Genomic DNA, 18,315 nt, shown 5'->3' with positions numbered 1-18,315 from the left:
ATTCAGTCATCGCTTCGATAAGGGAACTCCAAATGCCAGCCACGCCCAACGCCTTTTCTGTTCTGAACCATCCTTCGCTCGACCAATCGGGCGGCGGCCATGCGTCCATCCAGGCATCGCGTCCGGTGGCCATGCTCGAAAGCACGGAGCTTCTGAAAGGAAGCAAGACCGTCGCGATCATGCACAACGGGTCCCTCTATCGGCTTCAAGCCACCAAACTCGGCAAGCTGATCCTGACCAAGTAGGTCGAATCAGCCCGCCCTCCGCGCAAGTTTCATCGTGGGGCGACTCGAGGAGATTCATCTCCGAAGGGTCGTTTTTTGCTAGCCAACGGTTCGCCGACTAGCCAAGCTTTTTTTCACGCTGAACCGCTCAAAAGAAAACGCCGACTCGAAGTCGGCGTTTTGCTTTGTGCGAACGAAAAGAATCAGAGGCCGAGTGCCGCGATGCCCGCCTTGGCGATCTGCGCGTCTTCGTTCGACTTCACGCCGCTCACGCCCACGGCGCCGATCACATGGCCGTCCTTCACGATCGGCACCCCGCCTTCGAGCAGGCCCTGCACTTCAGGCGCCGTCAGGAATGCGGTGCGGCCGCCGTTGATGATGTCTTCGTAGACCTTGCTCTCGCGGCGGCCCATGGCGGCGGTGTGCGCCTTGGCGGGAGCGATGTGCGAGGACAGTGCCGCGGCGCCGTCCAGGCGTTGCAGCCAGAGCAGGTTGCCGGCGTCGTCCGAGATCGCGATGGTCACGGCCCAGTTGTTCTTGAGAGCCTCGGCTTCTGCTGCGGCGGCCACGGCCTTGACGTCGGCGAGTTCGAGGAATGACTTGGTCTTCATGGTGTGCTCTGGTTGCGTAAAACCCGACAGCATAACGGCCATGCCGCCCCCAGTGTCTTCAGCCCGAAATGAAGCCGGAAAGCGGCCCCGCGGGCTTAGGAACATCCTGCATACGGTCTTTCTCTTCCCCTGCTCTTGCAGGCCCCTAGAATGCGCCCCAACTGCGTCTTCGCAGCAACCACAGGAGCTCCGGCCATGAACGACCGCGTTACCACCCTAGACACCTCCGCCGGCTACGGCCAGCCACTGGCGCAAGCCGAACGCCAACGCGTGCTGCGCAACACCTACTGGCTGCTCGCACTGAGCCTGCTGCCCACCGTGCTGGGCGCATGGGTCGGCGTGAGCACCGGCATCACCCGTTCGCTCACGGGCGGCCTCGGCCTCATCGTTTTCCTCGGCGGCGCCTTCGGCTTCATGTTCGCCATCGAGAAGACCAAGAACTCCGCCGCCGGCGTGCCGGTGCTGCTGGGCTTCACCTTCTTCATGGGCCTGATGCTGTCGCGCCTGATCGCGATGGTGCTCGGCTTCAAGAACGGCTCCGAACTCATCATGACGGCCTTCGGCGGCACCGCCGGCGTGTTCTTCGTGATGGCCTCGCTGGCCACGGTCATCAAGCGCGACCTGTCGGGCATGGGCAAGTTCCTGTTCGTTGGCGCGATGGTGCTGATGCTGGGCGCCGTCATCAACGTGTTCGTCGGCTCGAGCACCGGCATGCTGGTGATCTCGGTGGCCGCCATCGGCATCTTCTCGGCCTACATGCTCTATGACCTGAAGCAGATCATGGACGGCGGCGAAACGAACTACATCAGCGCCACGCTCGCGCTGTACCTCGACCTGTTCAACGTGTTCCAGAGCCTGCTGGCGCTGCTGGGCATCTTCGGCGGCGAACGCGACTGAACGAGCGCACCGCGCGCATCAGGCGCACCAGCAAGAAGGGCCCCGAGGGGCCCTTCTTTCATTCCAGCTCGAAGACCGCGATCGACTCGACGTGCGCCGTGTGCGGGAACATGTTGACCACCCCCGCATGCGTGCAGCGATAGCCCGCCTGGTGCACCAGCAGGCCTGCATCGCGCGCCAGCGTCGACGGGTTGCAACTCACGTAGACGATGCGCTTGGGCGGCGTCCAGCCGTCGGTGCGCAGCTCGGGCTGCTGGTGCAGGTCGGCAATGGCCTTGGCGAGCGCGAATGCGCCCTCGCGCGGCGGATCGACCAGCCACTTGTCGGCGCTGCCGTCGGCCACCAGCATGGCGGGCGTCATGTCGAACAGGTTGCGTGCTACGAAAGTTGCAGGTGACAACGCACGGCGGACGGGCGTTGCGGGCTCATTTCGCTTGAAGTTGTCGGTGGCGCGCGCGACCAGCGTGTCGCTGCCCTCGATGCCCAGCACCTCGCGCGCCCGGCTCGCCAGCGGCAAGGTGAAGTTGCCCAGGCCGCAGAACCAGTCGATCACGCGCTCGTCCGATTGCACGTCGAGCAGACGGAGCGCCTTGCCGACCAGCGCACGGTTGATGTGCGGGTTGACCTGCGTGAAGTCAGTCGGCTTGAACGGCATCGTCACGCCGAATTCGGGCAGGCGGTAGGCCAGCGGCGTGCCGCCCTCTTCCAGCAGCTTCACGGTGTCGGGCCCCTTGGCCTGCAGCCACCATTGAACGCCCTCGTTCTGCGCCGCAAAAGCCTTCAGCCGGTCGATGTCGTCGCGCGACAGCGGCTCGAGATGCCGCAGCACCAGCGCGATGGTGCCGAGCTTCGTGGACTCGGGTGCATCGCCGCACGCCAGTTCGATCTGCGGGCACGTCTCGCGCGCATCCATCGAGCCGATCAGCGCGCGCAGCGGCATCAGCATGTCGCTGACCTGTTTGGGCAGCACGGGACAGACCTGCATGTCGGCCAGGTAGCGGCTCTTGCGCTCGTGGAAGCCGATCAGCACCGTGCCCTTCTTGACCACGTGGCGCACCGACAGCCGCGCGCGGTAGCGGTAGTGCCAGGCCGGGCCTTCGAGCGGGCGCAGCAGGTTCTCGGGGCGCACCTTGCCGAGGTGCCAGAGGTTGTCTTCCAGCGCGCGCTGCTTCACGGCCACCTGGGCGGCGGCGTCGAGGTGCTGCATCTTGCAACCGCCGCAGGCGCCGGTGTGCAGGCCGAAATGCGGGCAGCCGGGGCGCACCCGCTGCGACGACTCGCGGCGAATGGCCGTGACCGTGCCCTGCTCCCAGTTGTTCTTGCGGCGGTGGACGTTGAATTGCACTTCCTCGAAGGGCAGCGCGCCCTCGATGAACACGACCATGCCGTCGGCCTTGTGGGCCACGCCCTGTGCGTCGAGGTCGAGCGACTCGACCTGCAGCCACTCGTCACCCGCGTGCGTGGCGCCTTTCGTGGCGTCTTTCGTGGCGTCTTTCGCGGAGGACTTCGCGGCAGGGGTCGCAGCGGGGTTCGCGGCGGGGTTCGTGGGGGTTTTCTTTTCTTCGATGGATTCCGTCATCCCCCGATTGTCTCAGCGCGGCGCACCCCGCTAGAACAGCGCGTCCCGCCCCACGCCCGAACGGGCCAACTGGCGGCGCATCTTGGCCAGCGCCTCGTTCTGGATCTGGCGGACACGCTCGCGCGTGAGGCCCAGGCGCACGCTCAGCACCTCGAGGGTTTCGGGCTCGCGGTCGTGCAGGCCGTAGCGGCCTTCCAGTACCTCGCGCTCGCGCGCATCGAGGGCATGCACCCACTGGTCGAGCAGGCGCTCCACCTCGTGGCTGTGTGCCACTTCGGTCGGGCTGCCCTGCTCGTCCTCGGAGGCCACGGTGTCGGCCAGCGTGAAGCCTTCGTCGCCACGCGCATCGCCCGCATCGAGCGAACGCGGTGCCTCGGACAGCGCCAGCAGGTCGGCCACGGACTGCACGTCGCGACCGAGCAGCGCCGCAATGTCTTCCACGCGCACGCCCTCGGGCCGTTGCGCCACGAATTCCGCGTCGCCCTCGAGCGTGCGGCGCGCGCGCAGCACCTGCTGCAGCTCGCGCACCACGTGCACGGGCAGGCGGATCGCTCGCGCCTGCGTCATGACGGCGCGCTCGACGGACTGGCGAATCCACCAGGTCGCGTAGGTCGAGAAGCGAAAGCCGCGCTCGGGCTCGAACTTGGTGATGGCGTGCATCAGCCCGAGGTTGCCCTCCTCGATGAGGTCCGACAGCGGCACGCCGCGGCCCAGGTAGTTCTTGGCGATGTTGACCACGAGCCGCAGGTTGTGCTCGATCATCGATTGCCGCGCCTCGAAGTCGCCGGACCGCGCGGCGCAGGCGGTCTCGTATTCCTGCGCGGGCGTGAAGAGCTCGGTGCGACGGACCTGGCGCAGGTAGATGGTCAAGGCGTCCGCGCCTTCGCCGCCCACCAGTTCGCCCACGGCCCCGTGAGGCAGCGCGGCATCGGTCGTCAGGGGTTCGGCGTCGACGGCGCCCTTGGCGTCGAAGGCATCGCGCTCGTCGTCGGGAGCAGCGGGCGCTGCCGGTGACGGGCTGCCCTTGCCCGCCGACCCGCGCACAGGCAGCGTGCGGCGGGGACGGGAGGCAGCCATGGCATCACCGGTTGGGCAGGTAGCGCGAGGGATCGACGGGCTTGCCCTGGCGGCGGATCTCGAAATGCAGCTTGACGCGGTCGGCGTCGCTGTTGCCCATCTCGGCGATCTTCTGGCCCTTCTGAACCGACTGGTCTTCCTTCACGAGCAGCGTCTGGTTGTGCGCATACGCCGTGAGGTAGGTGTTGTTGTGCTTCAGGATGATCAGGTTGCCATAGCCTCGCAGCCCGGCGCCCGCATACACCACGCGGCCGTCGGCCGCCGCCAGCACGGGGTCGCCCGCCTTGCCGCTGATGTCGTAGCCCTTGTTCTTGGCTTCGTCGAAACCTGCGATCAGCGAACCGCCCGCGGGCCAGATCCAGCCGAGGTCGTCGTCACCCGAATTGCCGCTGCCCGGTGCCGATGGCGACGCCGTGACCGGCACCGACGGCCTTGCCGCGCTGCTGGCAGTTGCCGCCGGCACCACGGCCGCGGGCGGCGTCACGGGCTTCGTCGTCGCGCCTTCCGAAGAAGGCGATGACGACATGCCCGACGGCGGTGCGACAGCAACAGCGGTTCCGCTCGGCGGAATCACGCGCAGAACCTGGCCGACTTCGATCAGGTCCGGGTTGTCGATGTTGTTCCAGCGAACCAGGTCCTGCCAGCGTTGGCCCGTGTCGGCGCCGATGCGGCGGATGGTGTCACCGGGACGCACGGCGTAGTAGCCGGGCTTGCCGTAGTTCTCGATGCCCGCGAGCGGCTTGCCGTTGGCATCGGTGGTGATGGGCGGGCCGCCGGGGACTGTGGGGCTCGGTGCGCGCGTCATCGTGCCGCGGTCTTCGACCGGCGCCGGCCCGCGCGGTGTGGAACAGCCCGCGATCACGAGCACAAAGGCCAACGTGACGCCAGCGAACCAACTCCGATTGCCTAAACCCTGCATTTGTTGTTCCTTCAAGCGATACCTGATTTTAGGGGGACAAAGTGAACCGCCTCAAGAACGAGGCGCTCCAGTCCCCGAGCGGTCTTGTCGATGACGACAAGGGCTTGTCCACCGCTGGCGGAGTGGGTCGGCGCGACGATGCGGCCGCCCACGGCGAGTTGCGCGATCCATGCTTCGGGCACGGCCTCTCCGCCTGCCGCTGCAATGATGCCGGCGTAGGGCGCGCCCTTGGCGTAGCCGATCATTCCGTCGCCCAGCATCAGGTGCACCGTGGCCAGCCGGAACGGCCGCAGATTCAGGCGCGCGCGCTCGTGCAGCCCGCGCAGGCGCTCGATGCTGTAGACCTCGGAGGCCACGTGGTTCAGCACGGCGGCCTGGTAGCCGCAGCCCGTGCCGATCTCGAGCACGCGGCCCAGCTTGTCTTGCGGCTTTCCAACCAGCGCGGGTGCGGCCAGCAGCAGCTCGATCATGCGGGCGACCACGCTCGGCTTGGAGATGGTCTGCCCGAGGCCGATCGGCAGGCTCGTGTCTTCGTACGCCTGGTTGACCAGCGCGCTGTCGACGAAGCCGTGCCGCTCCACCGCGCTCATGGCACGCAGCACGCGCGGATCGGAGATGCCCTGCGCCGCGAGCTTTTGCACCATGCGCGCGCGCACGGCGTTCGACGCCATCGAGGGCGTGGACGGCACCATCGGCTTGACCGGCACGGCGGGCATGCGCCCGCGCGTGGCGGCCGAGGCGGTGGGTGTCAGGCGGACGGGGAAACTGGGCCGTTGCGTGGCCATGTCAATTGCCGAGACGGGCCACCGTCTCGCGCCATTGGCCCAGGTTGGCGTGGTCGGTCAGATCGATCTGCAACGGCGTCAGCGCGATGTGTCCGGCCGCGGTGGCGTGGAAGTCGGTGCCCTCGCCGCTGTCCTTGGCGCTGCCTGCGCCGGCGATCCAGTACATGGTCTCGCCGCGCGGGCTGTCCTGCGTGATCACCTTCTCGGCCGAATGCCGGCGGCCGAGCCTGCAGACCTTGACGGGCTTCAGCTCGTCGAAAGGCAGGTTCGGCACGTTCACATTGAGCAGGAATGCATTGCCTTCCAGCATGCGCTCGCGCTCGATCTGCTGCACCAGCCGGCGCGCCACTTGGGCGGCCGCATCGACGTGCGCCCAGCCCTTTTCGATCTGCGAGAACGCGATGGCGGGAATGCCGAACAGGTAGGCCTCCATGGCCGCGCCCACGGTGCCCGAATAGATGGTGTCGTCGCCCATGTTGGCGCCGTTGTTGATGCCGGAGACCACCAGGTCGGGCCGGTAGCCGAGCAGGCCCTTGAGCGCGATGTGCACGCAATCGGCCGGCGTACCGGTGACATAGCGAAAGCCGTTGTGCGCCTGGTGCACGTAGAGCGGAGCCGCCAGGGTCAGTGCATTCGACTTCGCGCTGTTGTTGTGCTCGGGTGCAATCACCTCGACATCGGCGATGTCCTTGAGCGCGTCGTGCAGTGCGACGATGCCCGGCGCCTGAAAGCCATCGTCGTTGGAAATGAGTATCTTCATGGTGTCCTGAATGCCCCCGGATTGTAGGCGGCGGGTGCGTCGCAGCAGGGACAAGCCCGCCCTGCCGCGCCGCCTATCATCGCCCGCATTCATTGCCCCCACCCGACTCACACGAAGGAGACTCGAGCATGCACGCATGGCTTTGCGAAAACCCCACCGGCGTCGACGCGCTGACCTGGAAGGAACTGCCGACACCGGCGCCGGGCCCGGGCCAGGTGCTGATCGAGATCAAGGCGGCGAGCCTGAATTTCCCCGACCTGCTGATCGTGCAGAACAAGTACCAGATGAAGCCGCCCCTGCCCTTCGTGCCGGGCTCGGAATATGCGGGCGTCGTGCAGGCGGTCGGTGACGGCGTCACGCACCTCAAGGTCGGCCAGAACGTGGCCTGCCTGTCGGGCACGGGCGGCTTCGGCACCCACACGCTCGCACCCGCGGCCCTGTGCATGCCGCTGCCCGAGGGCTTCGGCCACGTGGACGCGGCGGCTTTCATCATGATCTACGCGACGTCATGGCACGCCCTGATGGACCGCGCGCAACTCAAGCCCGGCGAGACCGTGCTGGTGCTCGGCGCGGCCGGCGGCGTGGGCACGGCGGCCATCCAGATCGCCAAGGCGGCCGGCGCCAAGGTCATTGCAGCCGCCTCGACCGATGAAAAGTGCGAACTTTGCCGCTCAATTGGTGCGGACGCGACGATCAACTACACGACGCACGCACTGCCCAATGGCTTTCGCGATGCGATCAAAGCCGCCACCGACGGCAAAGGCCCGGACGTCATTTACGACCCGGTCGGCGGCGATTTTGCGGAACCGGCCTTTCGCTCGATCGGATGGCGCGGACGCTATTTGGTCGTGGGTTTTGCGTCGGGTCCCATTCCCTCGCTGCCATTGAATCTGACGCTGCTCAAAGGCGCGTCGCTGGTCGGCGTGTTCTGGGGCGATTTCGCCAAGCGCGAACCCAAGGCCAATGCGCAGATGATGGCCGAATTGGCCCAGTGGTACGGCCAGGGAAAGATCAAGCCGGTGATCGACAGCACGATGCCGATGTCCGAATTGAAGGCCGCCTACGCCCACATGGGCTCGCGCGGCGTCAAAGGCAAACTCGTGATGGTGAACTGAACGCACCGCGCTTCGTACGCCCAATAAAAAAGCCCGCGGATGCGGGCTTTTTTATTGGGCACTTGCCCAGAAAGGCGGGAGGCACTTACTTGATCTCGTAATCCGAGAGCGACTTGCCTGCGGCCAATGCCTCGGTCACCCAGCGCGGCTTGCGGCCACGGCCACCGGACCAGGTTTCGCCCGTCGGACCGCGGTATTTGGCTGCTGCCTTGGCCGGCGCAGCACCTGCGGCGCGCTTGACCGCACCCACGCGCCCCGTCAGTTTCAGATCGGAAGCCGTCAATCCGTATTCGGAAATCTTCTTGCGAACCTCTTCGATCACGCCGGAGCGTTCCTGGTTGCGCAGCTCTTCGGCCTGCCTGCGCAATTGCGCAATCTGCTCGTCGTGCTTCTTGATCTGAGAATTGATATCGGCGAGGGTCGAAGCCATTTGTTGGACTCCAGAAATTGAAAACGAGCGGATTTTAATTCAATTTTCTTTTGCCACAAGAGCCTCTTGAAGCGAAAAATCGCTTTTCCGATTGCCTTGATGCAACAACTCGCAACACAAAGCGCGTCGGCGTGGACGGCTTATATGCAGAGGGGAATCGGTAAAGAGCGCAGCGCGCAACCAGAAGAAGTTGCGGCTCGGAAATGACAACGCCGGGGCAAGCCCGGCGGTGTAATCCTTTGATTGCTATTGAGCAATAGCGCAAAGGAGATATTTTTTGGGGTGGCTGATGGGACTCGAACCCACGACGACCAGAATCACAATCTGGGACTCTACCAGCTGAGCTACAGCCACCGCAGAGCCTTCGATTCTAGCGTTAAAAATCGTGCTTTTGAAGGGTCTCGATCAAAAAGACGCGATTTGATCGCTGGCGGCCTGTCGCCGGTCCCCTCCGACCCAACCTTGGCCCGCCATCAGCCTGCGGCGAGCGGGCCGTTCGGCGTCGCGCCCTCCTCGATCCTGATCGAGCCATCGGGCCGCTCGTGCGTGCCGATGAGCAGGCCGCTGGCCATTGCATGTTCGCGCAGGGCCTCGACGACCTCGTCGCGGCCCGGCGCATCGGAGAATTCCGGCGCCTGTCTCAGCGCGAACAGCTGGAACGCATAGCGGTGCGTTCCGTGTCCTGGTGGCGGATCGGGCGGCAGCCAGGCCGACTGCAAGGCCGAGTTGCGCCCGACATGCAGGCCCGCGCCTTCGTTGTCTTCGCTCGGCATCGCAGCCTCGGCCAGCGAACCGATGTCCAGCGGCAGGCTCACCACGATGGCATGCACCAGCGGATTGGGGGTCGGCGAATCGGCATCCTCGACAATCAGCAACAGCGAGGCCGCGCCGGCCGGAACGCCTTTCCACTGCAGGGGCGGCGAAACGCCCTCGCCGTCAGCGGTGTAGCGTGGCGGCAGCGGCGCATGGTCCGTGAAGGCCAGGCTTGTGACTTCGATCGACGCCATGCCTTCGCGCAAGCCAAGGGTGTTGAAGACGATCTGGTCCAGACCAGCGCGCACGCCCTGCAGCGCGTGGCCAATGACATCGGGCAATTTTTCCAGCATGCACAGGGTGTACCGCGGCGTTTGCCGCGCACCTGTAGGACGCCGCGCAGGCCCGGCGTCACGGCACCGGGCAAAAATTCTCGCGTCTGCGTTTCATCTGCGTTGGCGACACTCGCGCGCAAATCGCTCCGCTATCATGAATGCGGCTCGCGCAGGCGGGCTCGGCATTGGCCACTCCCCTTCACCACCAAAGGAATTTCTTCATGAGCATCGTCTGGACTATTCTGATCGGGTTCGTCGTGGGTCTTGTGGCACGCGCCGTCAAGCCGGGCGACGATTCCGCGGGTTTCATCGTCACCACCATCATCGGCATCGCGGGCTCGCTGATCGTCACCTACGTGGGCCAATCGCTCGGCTGGTACACCGCCGGCCAGGGTGCAGGCTTCATCGCTTCCGTGCTGGGCGCGATCGTGCTGCTGATCCTCTACGGCCTCGTCAAGCGCAAGAGCTGATGCCTCCGCGGCCGCCCCGCGTCGCGCGGGCGGCCACCCCGAAAGCCATGCCCCGCAAGCCGCGCGCCAGGCATCACGTCTATGTGGTCGAGCTCGACGACCGCGTCTGGAACAACGGCCGCTTCAGGCGCGCCAACCCCGACTACCAACTCGGCAAGCCCTTCGTCTACGTCGGCATGACAGGGCTGGACCCCGACATCCGCTTCGACAAGCACAAGGCCGGCATCCAGGCAAACAGCTTCGTTCAGGAATTCGGCCTGCACCTGCTGCCCGCGCTCTACGAACGCTACAACCCCCTGACCTACGAAGACGCGCGGCTGATGGAAGTCGACCTCGGCATCGCGCTGCGCAAGGCCGGCTACGGCGTCTGGCAGGCCTGAAGCACAACCTGAAGCACAAGCAGGCTCGCGACGTACACCTCAGGCGTAAGTCACCCACCCCTCGTACGCCGGCCCGTCCAGGTGAGGCAGCGTGTTGTAGGTCACCAGCATGTGCCGCTTGGGCGTGAACGCGAATTCCGTCACCGAGGTATTGCGGATGCGCAGGTTCAACTCGATCGTGGTCTCCGCGCTCGTGCCCAGCACATGGCCGACCGCGGTGCTGATCGGCCCGCCGCTCGAGACCACCAGCACCTTCGCACCGTGGTGCCTGTCGCGCACATGGTCGAGCGCGGTCGTCACGCCGCCCAGGAAGTCGACATAGCTCGGCATGCCGACCGGCGCCGTCTTGGCCTGCATCCATGCGCCCAGGCCTTCACGCAGCAAGCGGAAGTGATGGCGGTACATCTCGGGCGAGTCCGGCTTCTCGAGCTTGCCGTCGTGGATGGTCGCGATGAGCGCCTCGCTGTCGTACTCGTTCAGTCCGGGCCACGGCAGCACGTCGTCGCGCGTCAGGCCCAGCCCCTTGGCAATGCCCTCCCAGGTCTGGCGATGGCGCTTCAGCGTGCCGGTGATGACCGCGTCGAACGTCATGCCGCGCTCGCGCCAGTACTCGCCGAGCCGCACCGACTGCCGATGCCCGAGCTCGCTCAGGTTGTCATAGTCGGCAGCGCCGAAGCTGGCCTGTCCGTGGCGCACGAGGTAGAGGGTTCCCATGCCGGGGATTCTGGCAAGAAGCGCAGGCGCCGCTTGTCCCTCGTGCGACGACCAGCAAATGCATCGGATCGGCGCTCGCCATGAAAAAAGCCCGAGCCATGGCTCGGGCTTGGTGGGCTTGGCGTCTCGACGCCAGCCGTGTATCTCAGCGGCCCGCGACGGGCAGCGTGTCCGCCGGCTTCGGCACGAGGATCTCGGCCTTGAAGCGTTCCTTCAGCAGGTTGTAGTAGGCGGCATCTTCGGCGGCGGCGATCGACTGGCCGACCTGCGCCTGCTCCTGCTTCGCGAGTTCGGGTGCCGGCGGCGTGCGCGGCACGACCTTGGTCACGCGCACCACGACATAGCCTTGTGCACCCAAGTCCACGCCCACGAGCGCCGGCAGCTTGGAGGCGTCGGCACGCAGCGCGGCGTCGATGACCGGCAGCGGCTGCGATTGGGCCTCGCGGCGCGACACCGTCACGGGTGCGCCGAACGTCGCGCCGTCGGCCTTCGCGGTCCATGCGGCGAGCTTGGCTTCGCCTTCGGTCTTCGCGAGCACCGCGGCACGCTCGGTGACGAGCTGGGCGCGGATCTTGTCCTTCACGTCCGCCAGCGGCACGGCATGCGCCGGCGTGTACTGCGTGACGCGGCCTGCTGCCAGCTGGCTCGAGCCGACTTCGATCGCCTCGGTGTTCTGCTTGCGCTCGAGCGAGTCGGGCGCGAACAGCGCGCTCAGGAAGTTGCGGCTGGCCAGCGCGCCGGCGGCACCCGGCGCGGCGGTGCGCGCAACGTTCTTGGCCGTCTGGATCGTGAGCTTCAGCTTCTCGGCGGCGGGCTTGAGGCTGTCGGGCGACTGGTAGACCGCATCGGTGAAGACCTCGGCCGCCTTCGCGAATTCCTGCGTGGCCTGCTGCGCGCGCGCTTCGTTCTCGATGGTGGCACGCACCTGCTCGAAGGGGGTCACCTGGGCAGGCTTGATGTCATTGAGCTGAACAATGTGAAAGCCGAATTCGGTTTCGATCAGGCTGCTGATTTCACCCTTCTTGAGCGCGAACACGGCGTCGTCCAGTGGTTTGGCAACAAGACTTCCCTTCGGCCCCATATCGAATTGACCACCGTTCTTGGCAGTCAAATCATCATCGGAATTCTTGCGGGCCACTTCGGCGAAGGTGTTGGGCGCCTTCTTCACTTCAGCCAGCAGCTGTTCGGCCTTGGCCTTCGCCTTTTCGCGGTCGGCGGCGGGCATGCTGGCCGGCGCATTGATCAGGATGTGGCTCGCACGGCGCTCTTCCTTCGTGCCGAAGCGCGCAGTGTTGTCCTTGTAGTAGGTCTGCAGGTCGGCGTCGCTCAGCACGATGTTCTTCTTGGCGGCCTCGATGTCGAGCACTAGGTAGTCGATGTCCGCGCGCTCGGGCGCCTGGAACTGCGCCATGTGGTCCTTGTAGTAGGACTCGATGTCGGCGTCGCTCACCGCGACCTTCGACGCGAAGCTGTCGGGGGCGAAGCGGGCAACCTGGATCTCGCGGCTGTCGTAGAAGGCGTTGATGGTGGTCGAGGCCAGCGCGGGCGGCGTGAAGGCCGTGCCCGACACGCCCAGCAGCACCTGCTGCGTTGTCATGTCGGAGCGCACCGAAGCCTCGTACTGCTCGGGCGTGCGGCCGGTCACGCGCATGAAGGCGTCGCGGTCGAACTTGCCGTCAGGCGTGCGGAACGCGGCCAGGCCCGGGTCCTGCGCGAACATGCGCGCCAGGCGGTCTTCCGAAACCGTCATGTTCGTCTTCGCGGCGGCGGCGGCCAGCACGCGGTCGCGCACCATGCGCTCCAGCGTGGCATAGCGCAGCGCGTCGGAGTCGAGCACCGTCGGATCGACATTGGGCGACTGCTGGCGGATGCGGTCCGTCTCCACGCGGTGCTGCTGGTCCCACTCGGGACGCGTGATGTCGTGGCCCTGGATGCGGGCGACCTTCTCGTCGCCGCCGGAGCCCTGGTAGCGCTCGACACCGAAGAGCACGAACGAGGGAATGATCAGCAAGAACAAGAAAATCATGACGATCTTGTTGTACTTGCGGAAGAAATCAAACATGCTTGAACACTCTTTTTCGACGGATGTCGGACGGCAATAAAAAAGGCGAACTTGTGGTTCGCCTTTGCATCGGGTGGTGGTGGGTGCTGAGGGGCTCGAACCCCCGACCTACGCCGTGTAAAGGCGCCGCTCTACCAACTGAGCTAAGCACCCCACCGGAAATACTCTCCGAGTCTAACGTCTTAGTTGAGCGCGTCTTTCAGCGCCTTGCCCGGACGGAACTTCGGAATCTTGGCGGCCTTGATTTTAATCGCGTCGCCGGTACGGGGATTTCGGCCGGTGCGGGCCGCGCGCTTGCCTACTGCGAAAGTGCCGAAACCGACGAGCGAAACGGAGCCGCCCTTCTTGAGCGTGGTACGAATAGCGCCAATGGTGGACTCGAGCGCACGGGTTGCTGCAGCTTTGGAAATATCGGCGTTCTTTGCGATGTGCTCAATCAGTTCGGTCTTGTTCACAAGGGCCCCTTGCAGAAAAATGTTGGTCGGCTTCCGTCAGCTGCGACCTGGCCGCGAAGTGTGCGGACTCAAGAACCTGGCAGGACTGACGCCTCGGCAGCGCACTGCCAGCGAGGATTACAACCACTGGTCTGCAGGGTGTCAATAAGACACGAGGCCTTGCAGATCAGCGGAGCGCGCGATTTTAGGGGCGTTTCGTGAAGTCTTTTTTGAAGGCGGCGCAAAGCTGTTCAAAGGGCTTCGGCGATCGCTTTTCCGAGGTCGCTGGTGCTCGCATTTCCACCGATATCGGGGGTGCGCGGCGCTCCGCTCTGGGGCGCCAGCACCTTCTCGATGGTCGAGAGGATGGCGTCGTGCGCCTGCTTGTGGCCCAGGAATTCCAGCATCATCGCGCCGCACCAGATCTGCCCGATCGGGTTGGCGATGCCCTTGCCCGCGATGTCGGGCGCCGAGCCGTGCACCGGCTCGAACAGCGACGGCGTGGTGCGCTCGGGGTTGAGGTTGGCGCTGGGCGCAATGCCGATGGTGCCGGTGCACGCCGGCCCCAGGTCGGACAGGATGTCGCCGAACAGGTTGCTCGCCACCACCACGTCGAAGAAGTCGGGCCGCTGCACGAAGTGCGCGGTGAGGATGTCGATGTGGAACTTGTCGAGCGTGACGCCCGGGTAGTTCTTGCCCATCTCGGCCACGCGCTCGTCCCAGTACGGCATGGTGATCGAGATGCCGTTCGACTTGGTGGCGCTGGTGAGGTGCTTCTTCGGGCGCGACTGCGCGAGCTCGAAGGCGAACTTCAGTACACGGTCGACGCCCACGCGCGACATCACGGTTTCCTGCAGCACGATCTCGCGCGGCGTGCCCTGGTACATGCGCCCGCCGATGCTCGAGTACTCGCCCTCGGTGTTCTCGCGCACGATGTACATGTCGATCTCGCCGGGCTCGCGCGGCGTGCCGTCGCGGCGCACCACGGGCGCGATGATGCCGGGCATCAGGCGCGCGGGACGCAGGTTGATGTACTGGTCGAACTCGCGGCGGAACATCAGCAGCGAGCCCCACAGCGACACGTGGTCGGCGATCTTCTCGGGCCAGCCGACCGCGCCGAAGAAGATGGCGTCATGGCCGCCGATCTGGTCCTTCCAGTCGTCGGGCAGCATCTTGCCGTGCTTCTCGCAGTAGTCCCAGCTCGAGAAGTCGAAGTGGTCGAACTTCAGGTCGATGCCGAACCTGGTGGCCGCGGCCTCGAGCACGCGCAGGCCCTCGGGCGTGGTTTCCTTGCCGATGCCGTCACCAGCGATGACTGCGATTCTCTGGGTGCTCATGGTTTGGCTCCTGCTTGTCGGGTAGATGAAAAGAAGCTCAACGCCTCGGCGAGCAATTCGCCGGGCGCTTCTTCGGGAACGTAGTGGCCGCACGGCAGCGCGCGGCCCGAGACATCGGCGGCGCGCTCGCGCCACAGCGCCAGCACGTCGAAGGCCTTGCCCACCGCGCCGTGCTCGCCCCACAGCACGCGCAGCGGCTGCGCCAGTTGCAGGCCGGCGGCGATGTCGGCGCGGTCGTGCGCGAGGTCGATGGTGGCGGAGGCGCGGTAGTCCTCGCAGATGGATTCGGCGGTGCCCGCGATGGCGGCACAGCGCTCGTACTCGGCCAGCACCTCGGGCGCGAACGGCGCCAGCCCCGCGTGCCGCCCGCCCATCACGCTGCGGATGTAGCGCACCGGGTCGGAGGCGATCAGCGCCTCGGGCAGCGGCGGCGGCTGGATCAGGAAGAACCAGTGCCAGTACGCCTTGGCGAAGGCCTCCGACGTGTTCTCGTACATCGCGAGCGTGGGCGCGATGTCGAGCAGCAGCATGCGCTCGACGGCCGCCGGATGGTCGGCCGCGAGCCGGTGCGCCACGCGCGCGCCGCGGTCGTGCGCCAGCACGCCGAAGCGCTCGAAGCCGTGGTGCCGCATGGCGGCGAGCGCATCGAGCGCCATCTCGCGCTTGCTGTAGACCGCGTGCTCGGCATCGGGCGCGGGCCGGCCCGAATCGCCGTAGCCGCGCAGGTCGACGGCCACCACGGTGAAGCGCTCGGCCAGCGCCGGCGCCACGCGGTGCCAGATCGCGTGCGTCTGCGGATGACCGTGCAACAGCAGCAGCGGCGCGCCGCTGCCGCCGATGCGGCCATGGATGCGCACGCCGTTGCGCTCGATGTCGAAAGTGGGAAGGGAAAGGAAGGAGGCCGTCACATCGGCAATTGTGCGTTGCGCCCCTGCGATCATCAAGCAACAATCGGCCAATTCATACTTTCCATTTCGGCATGAATCCTCCTTCGATGGACCGCGGCGACCTGGCCTTGGTGCTCGCCATCCGCGACGCGGGCAGCCTGGCCGGCGCGGCCGACACGCTCGGCGTGGTGCCTTCGGTCGTCACCAAGCGGCTGGGCGCGCTCGAGGCCCGGCTGGGCCAGCGCCTGTTCGACCGCACCACGCGGCGACTGAGCGTCACCACCGAGGGCGAGGCCATGTGCGTGCACGCGCGCAGCTTGCTCGACGGCTTCGCCGCGCTCGAGAGCGAACTGGGGGAGCGCCAGAACGAGCTGGCCGGCACCATCCGCCTGGCCGCCACCTTCGGCTTCGGCCGGCGCTGGCTCGGCCCGTCGCTGGCCAGCTTCCAGGCGCGCCACCCCGGCGTGCGGATCGAGCTGATGCTGACGGAGCAACTGCCCGATCTGGGCGCGGAAAGCTACGACGGCGCGGTGTGGCTGTGGGCGGTGCAGCAGCGCCACGCGGCCGACTGGGTCTCGCGGCGCATCGCGCGCAACCAGCGCGTGCTGGCGGCGTCACCCGCCTACCTGGAACGCCGGGGCATGCCGGCCACGGTCGAGGCGCTGGCTTCGCACGACTGCCTGGTCGCGCGCGAGAACGGCGACCCCAGCCAGCGCCAGCACGCGCTGTGGACGCTGCGCCACGCGCGCGACGGCGGCACGGCGCGTGCGCGCGTGCAGGGGCCGCTGGCCAGCAACTCGGGCGAGATGGTGCGCGACTGGTGCCTGGCCGGCCACGGCGTCATGCTGCGCAGCCTGTGGGACATCGCACCGCAACTGGCCACCGGCGAACTGGTGCGCGTGCTGCCGCAGTACGCCATGCCGGAGGCGGACATCCACTGGGTCGCGCCCTGGCGGCCGAAGACGCCGCGCCGCGTGCGGCTGCTGGTCGACCACCTGGCGGAACAGTTTCGCGGCGAACCGTGGAAGCCGGGCAAGGCCGGCGCGCGCTGAATGGGAAGCGGGGAAAAGAGAAGAACGCGCGCCGCTCAGCGCGTGCCGCGCACCACCAGGCTCACGCCGGCGGCGGTCAGCGCGATGCCCAGCACCGTCACCAGCGTGATCGGCTCCGAGAACAGCAGCCAGGCCATCACCGCCGTGCACGGCGGCACCAGGTACAGCAGGCTGGTCACCGCGGTGGCCGTGCCGCGCTGTATCAACATATAGAGCAGCGAGCTGCCGCCCAGGGACAGCGCCAGCACCGACCAGGCCATGGCACCGCCGGAGTACGCGTTCCATTCGATGCCCTGCGATTCCATGGCCGCGAACGGCAGCGTGACCAGCAGCGCCGCGGCCATCTGCACCGCACTGGCGCTGCGCACGTCGCAGGGCGCGACGAAGCGCTTCTGGTACAGCGTGCCCGCCGTGATCGACAGCAGCGCCATCACCGCCAGCCCCATCGTGAGCGCATTGACCTCGGCGCCCTGCCCCAGCTTGCGCGCCACCACGAGCACCAGCCCCGCGAAGCCCAGCACCAGCCCGGCCCACTGCCGGCCCGTGATGCGTCCGCCGTTGAACGACAGCCACACCGCCGTCAGCACCGGCTGCACGCCGACCAGCAGGGCCACCAGCCCCGCGCCCATGCCCGCATGCACCGCGGCCCAGACACCGCCCAGGTAGCCCGCCTGCATCAGCACGCCCGTGACCGCGAGGTGGCCCCATTGCGCGCGCCCCTTCGGCCACGCGACCCGCGCCAGCGCGACCCACACGCCGAAGCACGCCAGCGACAACGCGTAGCGCACGGCCAGGAACTTGAGGGGTGGCGCGTACGGCATGCCGTAGCGCGCGACGATGAAGCCCGTGCTCCAGATCAGCACGAAGACCGCCGGCATCGCCCGCAGCCAGCCCGCGTTGCGGGCCGTGGCCGCCGTGGTCATTTGGTACGGGCCCGGATTTCCGGAATGGCCTTCTGCAGGTAGTACACCATCGACCAGATGGTGAGCACGGCCGAGATCCAGATCAGCCACTGGCCCCACAGGCCGGTGTCGATCACCTTGAACAGGCGCCCGTCATAGAGCAGGAACGGAATGGCCACCATCTGCACGGTCGTCTTGACCTTGCCGATCATGTGCACCGCCACGCTCTTGCTGGCGCCGATCTGCGCCATCCATTCGCGCAGCGCCGAGATGGCGATCTCGCGGCCGATGATGATGAGCGCCACGAACACGTCGGCCCGGTTCAGGTGAACCAGCACCAGCAGCGACGCGCACACCAGGAACTTGTCGGCCACCGGATCCAGGAAGGCCCCGAAGGCCGAGGTCTGGTTGAGCTTGCGCGCCAGGTAGCCGTCGAGCCAGTCGGTGGCGGCGAAGACGATGAACATCACCGTGGCGATCAGGTTGCGCATCGGCTCGCTGATCGGCAGGTAGAACACGCCGACGATCAAAGGGATCGCGACGATGCGCGTCCAAGTCATGATGGTCGGTAGGGTCCAGAACATCGCTTGAT

General features: G+C 66.5%; 21 protein-coding genes and 2 tRNA genes. 6 read left to right on the top strand and 17 right to left on the bottom strand.

Annotated features, from left to right (window positions below; all coding sequences use genetic code 11):
• Window positions 1-32: 32 nt before the first annotated feature.
• Entirely contained in the window at window positions 33-245 is a 213-nt protein-coding gene (gene hemP / locus BM013_RS07995) for a hemin uptake protein HemP (protein ID WP_093124980.1), read from the top strand.
• Between the two features lie 182 nt (window positions 246-427).
• Here hemP and BM013_RS07990 read toward each other — a convergent pair whose 3' ends face one another.
• Window positions 428-835, bottom strand: coding sequence for a GlcG/HbpS family heme-binding protein (locus tag BM013_RS07990; protein WP_007830736.1), 408 nt, complete (start codon window positions 833-835; stop codon window positions 428-430).
• Window positions 836-1,030: 195 nt separating this feature from the next.
• Here BM013_RS07990 and BM013_RS07985 point away from each other — a divergent pair, with 195 nt between their 5' ends.
• Window positions 1,031-1,732, top strand: coding sequence for a Bax inhibitor-1/YccA family protein (locus BM013_RS07985; RefSeq protein WP_093124977.1), 702 nt, complete (start codon window positions 1,031-1,033; stop codon window positions 1,730-1,732).
• 58 nt (window positions 1,733-1,790) lie between these two features.
• Here the strand turns inward: BM013_RS07985 and rlmD are convergent, their stop codons facing one another.
• Genes rlmD through surE form a run of 5 tightly spaced genes read right to left on the bottom strand, consistent with a single transcriptional unit; the run spans window position 1,791 to window position 6,852 of the window.
• Entirely contained in the window at window positions 1,791-3,311 is a 1,521-nt protein-coding gene (gene rlmD, locus BM013_RS07980) for a 23S rRNA (uracil(1939)-C(5))-methyltransferase RlmD (RefSeq protein WP_093124975.1), read from the bottom strand.
• A 30-nt stretch (window positions 3,312-3,341) separates the two neighbouring features.
• Window positions 3,342-4,388 (bottom strand): sigma-70 family RNA polymerase sigma factor, encoded by a 1,047-nt coding sequence (locus BM013_RS07975; protein ID WP_093124972.1) that lies wholly within the window; start codon window positions 4,386-4,388, stop codon window positions 3,342-3,344.
• A gap of 4 nt (window positions 4,389-4,392) precedes the next feature.
• On the bottom strand, window positions 4,393-5,307 hold the full coding sequence (locus BM013_RS07970) for a peptidoglycan DD-metalloendopeptidase family protein (RefSeq protein WP_093124970.1): 915 nt from the start codon (window positions 5,305-5,307) through the stop codon (window positions 4,393-4,395).
• An 11-nt stretch (window positions 5,308-5,318) separates the two neighbouring features.
• On the bottom strand, window positions 5,319-6,092 hold the full coding sequence (locus BM013_RS07965) for a protein-L-isoaspartate(D-aspartate) O-methyltransferase (protein ID WP_093124967.1): 774 nt from the start codon (window positions 6,090-6,092) through the stop codon (window positions 5,319-5,321).
• A gap of 1 nt (window position 6,093) precedes the next feature.
• Entirely contained in the window at window positions 6,094-6,852 is a 759-nt protein-coding gene (gene surE, locus BM013_RS07960) for a 5'/3'-nucleotidase SurE (RefSeq protein ID WP_093124966.1), read from the bottom strand.
• Between the two features lie 128 nt (window positions 6,853-6,980).
• On the opposite strand from surE, the gene BM013_RS07955 reads away from it, so the two are divergent.
• A complete protein-coding gene (locus tag BM013_RS07955) occupies window positions 6,981-7,967 on the top strand; it encodes an NADPH:quinone oxidoreductase family protein (RefSeq protein WP_093124963.1) in 987 nt (328 codons plus the stop codon).
• A gap of 85 nt (window positions 7,968-8,052) precedes the next feature.
• On the opposite strand, the gene BM013_RS07950 is transcribed toward BM013_RS07955, so the two are convergent.
• The 3 genes from BM013_RS07950 to BM013_RS07940 form a co-directional block, all read right to left on the bottom strand.
• Window positions 8,053-8,397 carry an H-NS histone family protein gene (locus BM013_RS07950; protein WP_093124961.1) on the bottom strand — a complete coding sequence of 115 codons (345 nt, stop codon included), beginning with the start codon at window positions 8,395-8,397 and terminating at the stop codon, window positions 8,053-8,055.
• A gap of 278 nt (window positions 8,398-8,675) precedes the next feature.
• Window positions 8,676-8,751 (bottom strand) — tRNA-His (locus BM013_RS07945).
• A gap of 119 nt (window positions 8,752-8,870) precedes the next feature.
• Window positions 8,871-9,503 carry a YbhB/YbcL family Raf kinase inhibitor-like protein gene (locus tag BM013_RS07940; protein ID WP_093124959.1) on the bottom strand — a complete coding sequence of 211 codons (633 nt, stop codon included), beginning with the start codon at window positions 9,501-9,503 and terminating at the stop codon, window positions 8,871-8,873.
• A gap of 203 nt (window positions 9,504-9,706) precedes the next feature.
• Between BM013_RS07940 and BM013_RS07935 the strand changes: the two genes are divergently transcribed.
• Both BM013_RS07935 and BM013_RS07930 read left to right on the top strand, forming a co-directional pair.
• Entirely contained in the window at window positions 9,707-9,955 is a 249-nt protein-coding gene (locus BM013_RS07935; protein ID WP_093124956.1) for a GlsB/YeaQ/YmgE family stress response membrane protein, read from the top strand.
• Window positions 9,956-10,002: 47 nt separating this feature from the next.
• Entirely contained in the window at window positions 10,003-10,335 is a 333-nt protein-coding gene (locus BM013_RS07930; protein ID WP_093124955.1) for a hypothetical protein, read from the top strand.
• Window positions 10,336-10,374: 39 nt separating this feature from the next.
• Here BM013_RS07930 and BM013_RS07925 read toward each other — a convergent pair whose 3' ends face one another.
• The 6 genes from BM013_RS07925 to BM013_RS07900 form a co-directional block, all read right to left on the bottom strand.
• Window positions 10,375-11,049 carry a histidine phosphatase family protein gene (locus BM013_RS07925; protein ID WP_093124952.1) on the bottom strand — a complete coding sequence of 225 codons (675 nt, stop codon included), beginning with the start codon at window positions 11,047-11,049 and terminating at the stop codon, window positions 10,375-10,377.
• 145 nt (window positions 11,050-11,194) lie between these two features.
• Complete coding sequence (locus BM013_RS07920; protein WP_093124950.1) at window positions 11,195-13,111, bottom strand: SurA N-terminal domain-containing protein; 1,917 nt, start codon at window positions 13,109-13,111, stop codon at window positions 11,195-11,197.
• Between the two features lie 77 nt (window positions 13,112-13,188).
• A tRNA-Val gene (locus tag BM013_RS07915) sits at window positions 13,189-13,264 on the bottom strand.
• Between the two features lie 29 nt (window positions 13,265-13,293).
• The gene (locus BM013_RS07910) at window positions 13,294-13,566 is read right to left on the bottom strand and encodes an HU family DNA-binding protein (RefSeq protein ID WP_007830705.1); all 273 of its coding nucleotides are present in this window, start codon (window positions 13,564-13,566) and stop codon (window positions 13,294-13,296) included.
• 230 nt (window positions 13,567-13,796) lie between these two features.
• The gene (locus tag BM013_RS07905; protein ID WP_093124947.1) at window positions 13,797-14,882 is read right to left on the bottom strand and encodes a tartrate dehydrogenase; all 1,086 of its coding nucleotides are present in this window, start codon (window positions 14,880-14,882) and stop codon (window positions 13,797-13,799) included.
• On the bottom strand, window positions 14,879-15,823 hold the full coding sequence (locus BM013_RS07900) for an alpha/beta fold hydrolase (protein ID WP_371279695.1): 945 nt from the start codon (window positions 15,821-15,823) through the stop codon (window positions 14,879-14,881). Before BM013_RS07900 ends, BM013_RS07905 begins: the two co-directional genes overlap by 4 nt.
• 38 nt (window positions 15,824-15,861) lie before the next feature.
• On the opposite strand from BM013_RS07900, the gene BM013_RS07895 reads away from it, so the two are divergent.
• Entirely contained in the window at window positions 15,862-16,821 is a 960-nt protein-coding gene (locus BM013_RS07895; RefSeq protein ID WP_093124945.1) for a LysR family transcriptional regulator, read from the top strand.
• Between the two features lie 35 nt (window positions 16,822-16,856).
• On the opposite strand, the gene BM013_RS07890 is transcribed toward BM013_RS07895, so the two are convergent.
• A complete protein-coding gene (locus BM013_RS07890) occupies window positions 16,857-17,744 on the bottom strand; it encodes a DMT family transporter (protein WP_093124942.1) in 888 nt (295 codons plus the stop codon).
• The gene (pgsA, locus tag BM013_RS07885; protein WP_093124940.1) at window positions 17,741-18,307 is read right to left on the bottom strand and encodes a CDP-diacylglycerol--glycerol-3-phosphate 3-phosphatidyltransferase; all 567 of its coding nucleotides are present in this window, start codon (window positions 18,305-18,307) and stop codon (window positions 17,741-17,743) included. Before pgsA ends, BM013_RS07890 begins: the two co-directional genes overlap by 4 nt.
• Between the last annotated feature and the right edge of the window lie 8 nt (window positions 18,308-18,315).

Source organism: Variovorax sp. OK605 (assembly GCF_900115445.1).
GTDB lineage: Bacteria > Pseudomonadota > Gammaproteobacteria > Burkholderiales > Burkholderiaceae_C > Variovorax.
This window is presented reverse-complemented; position numbering and strand designations above follow the sequence as displayed.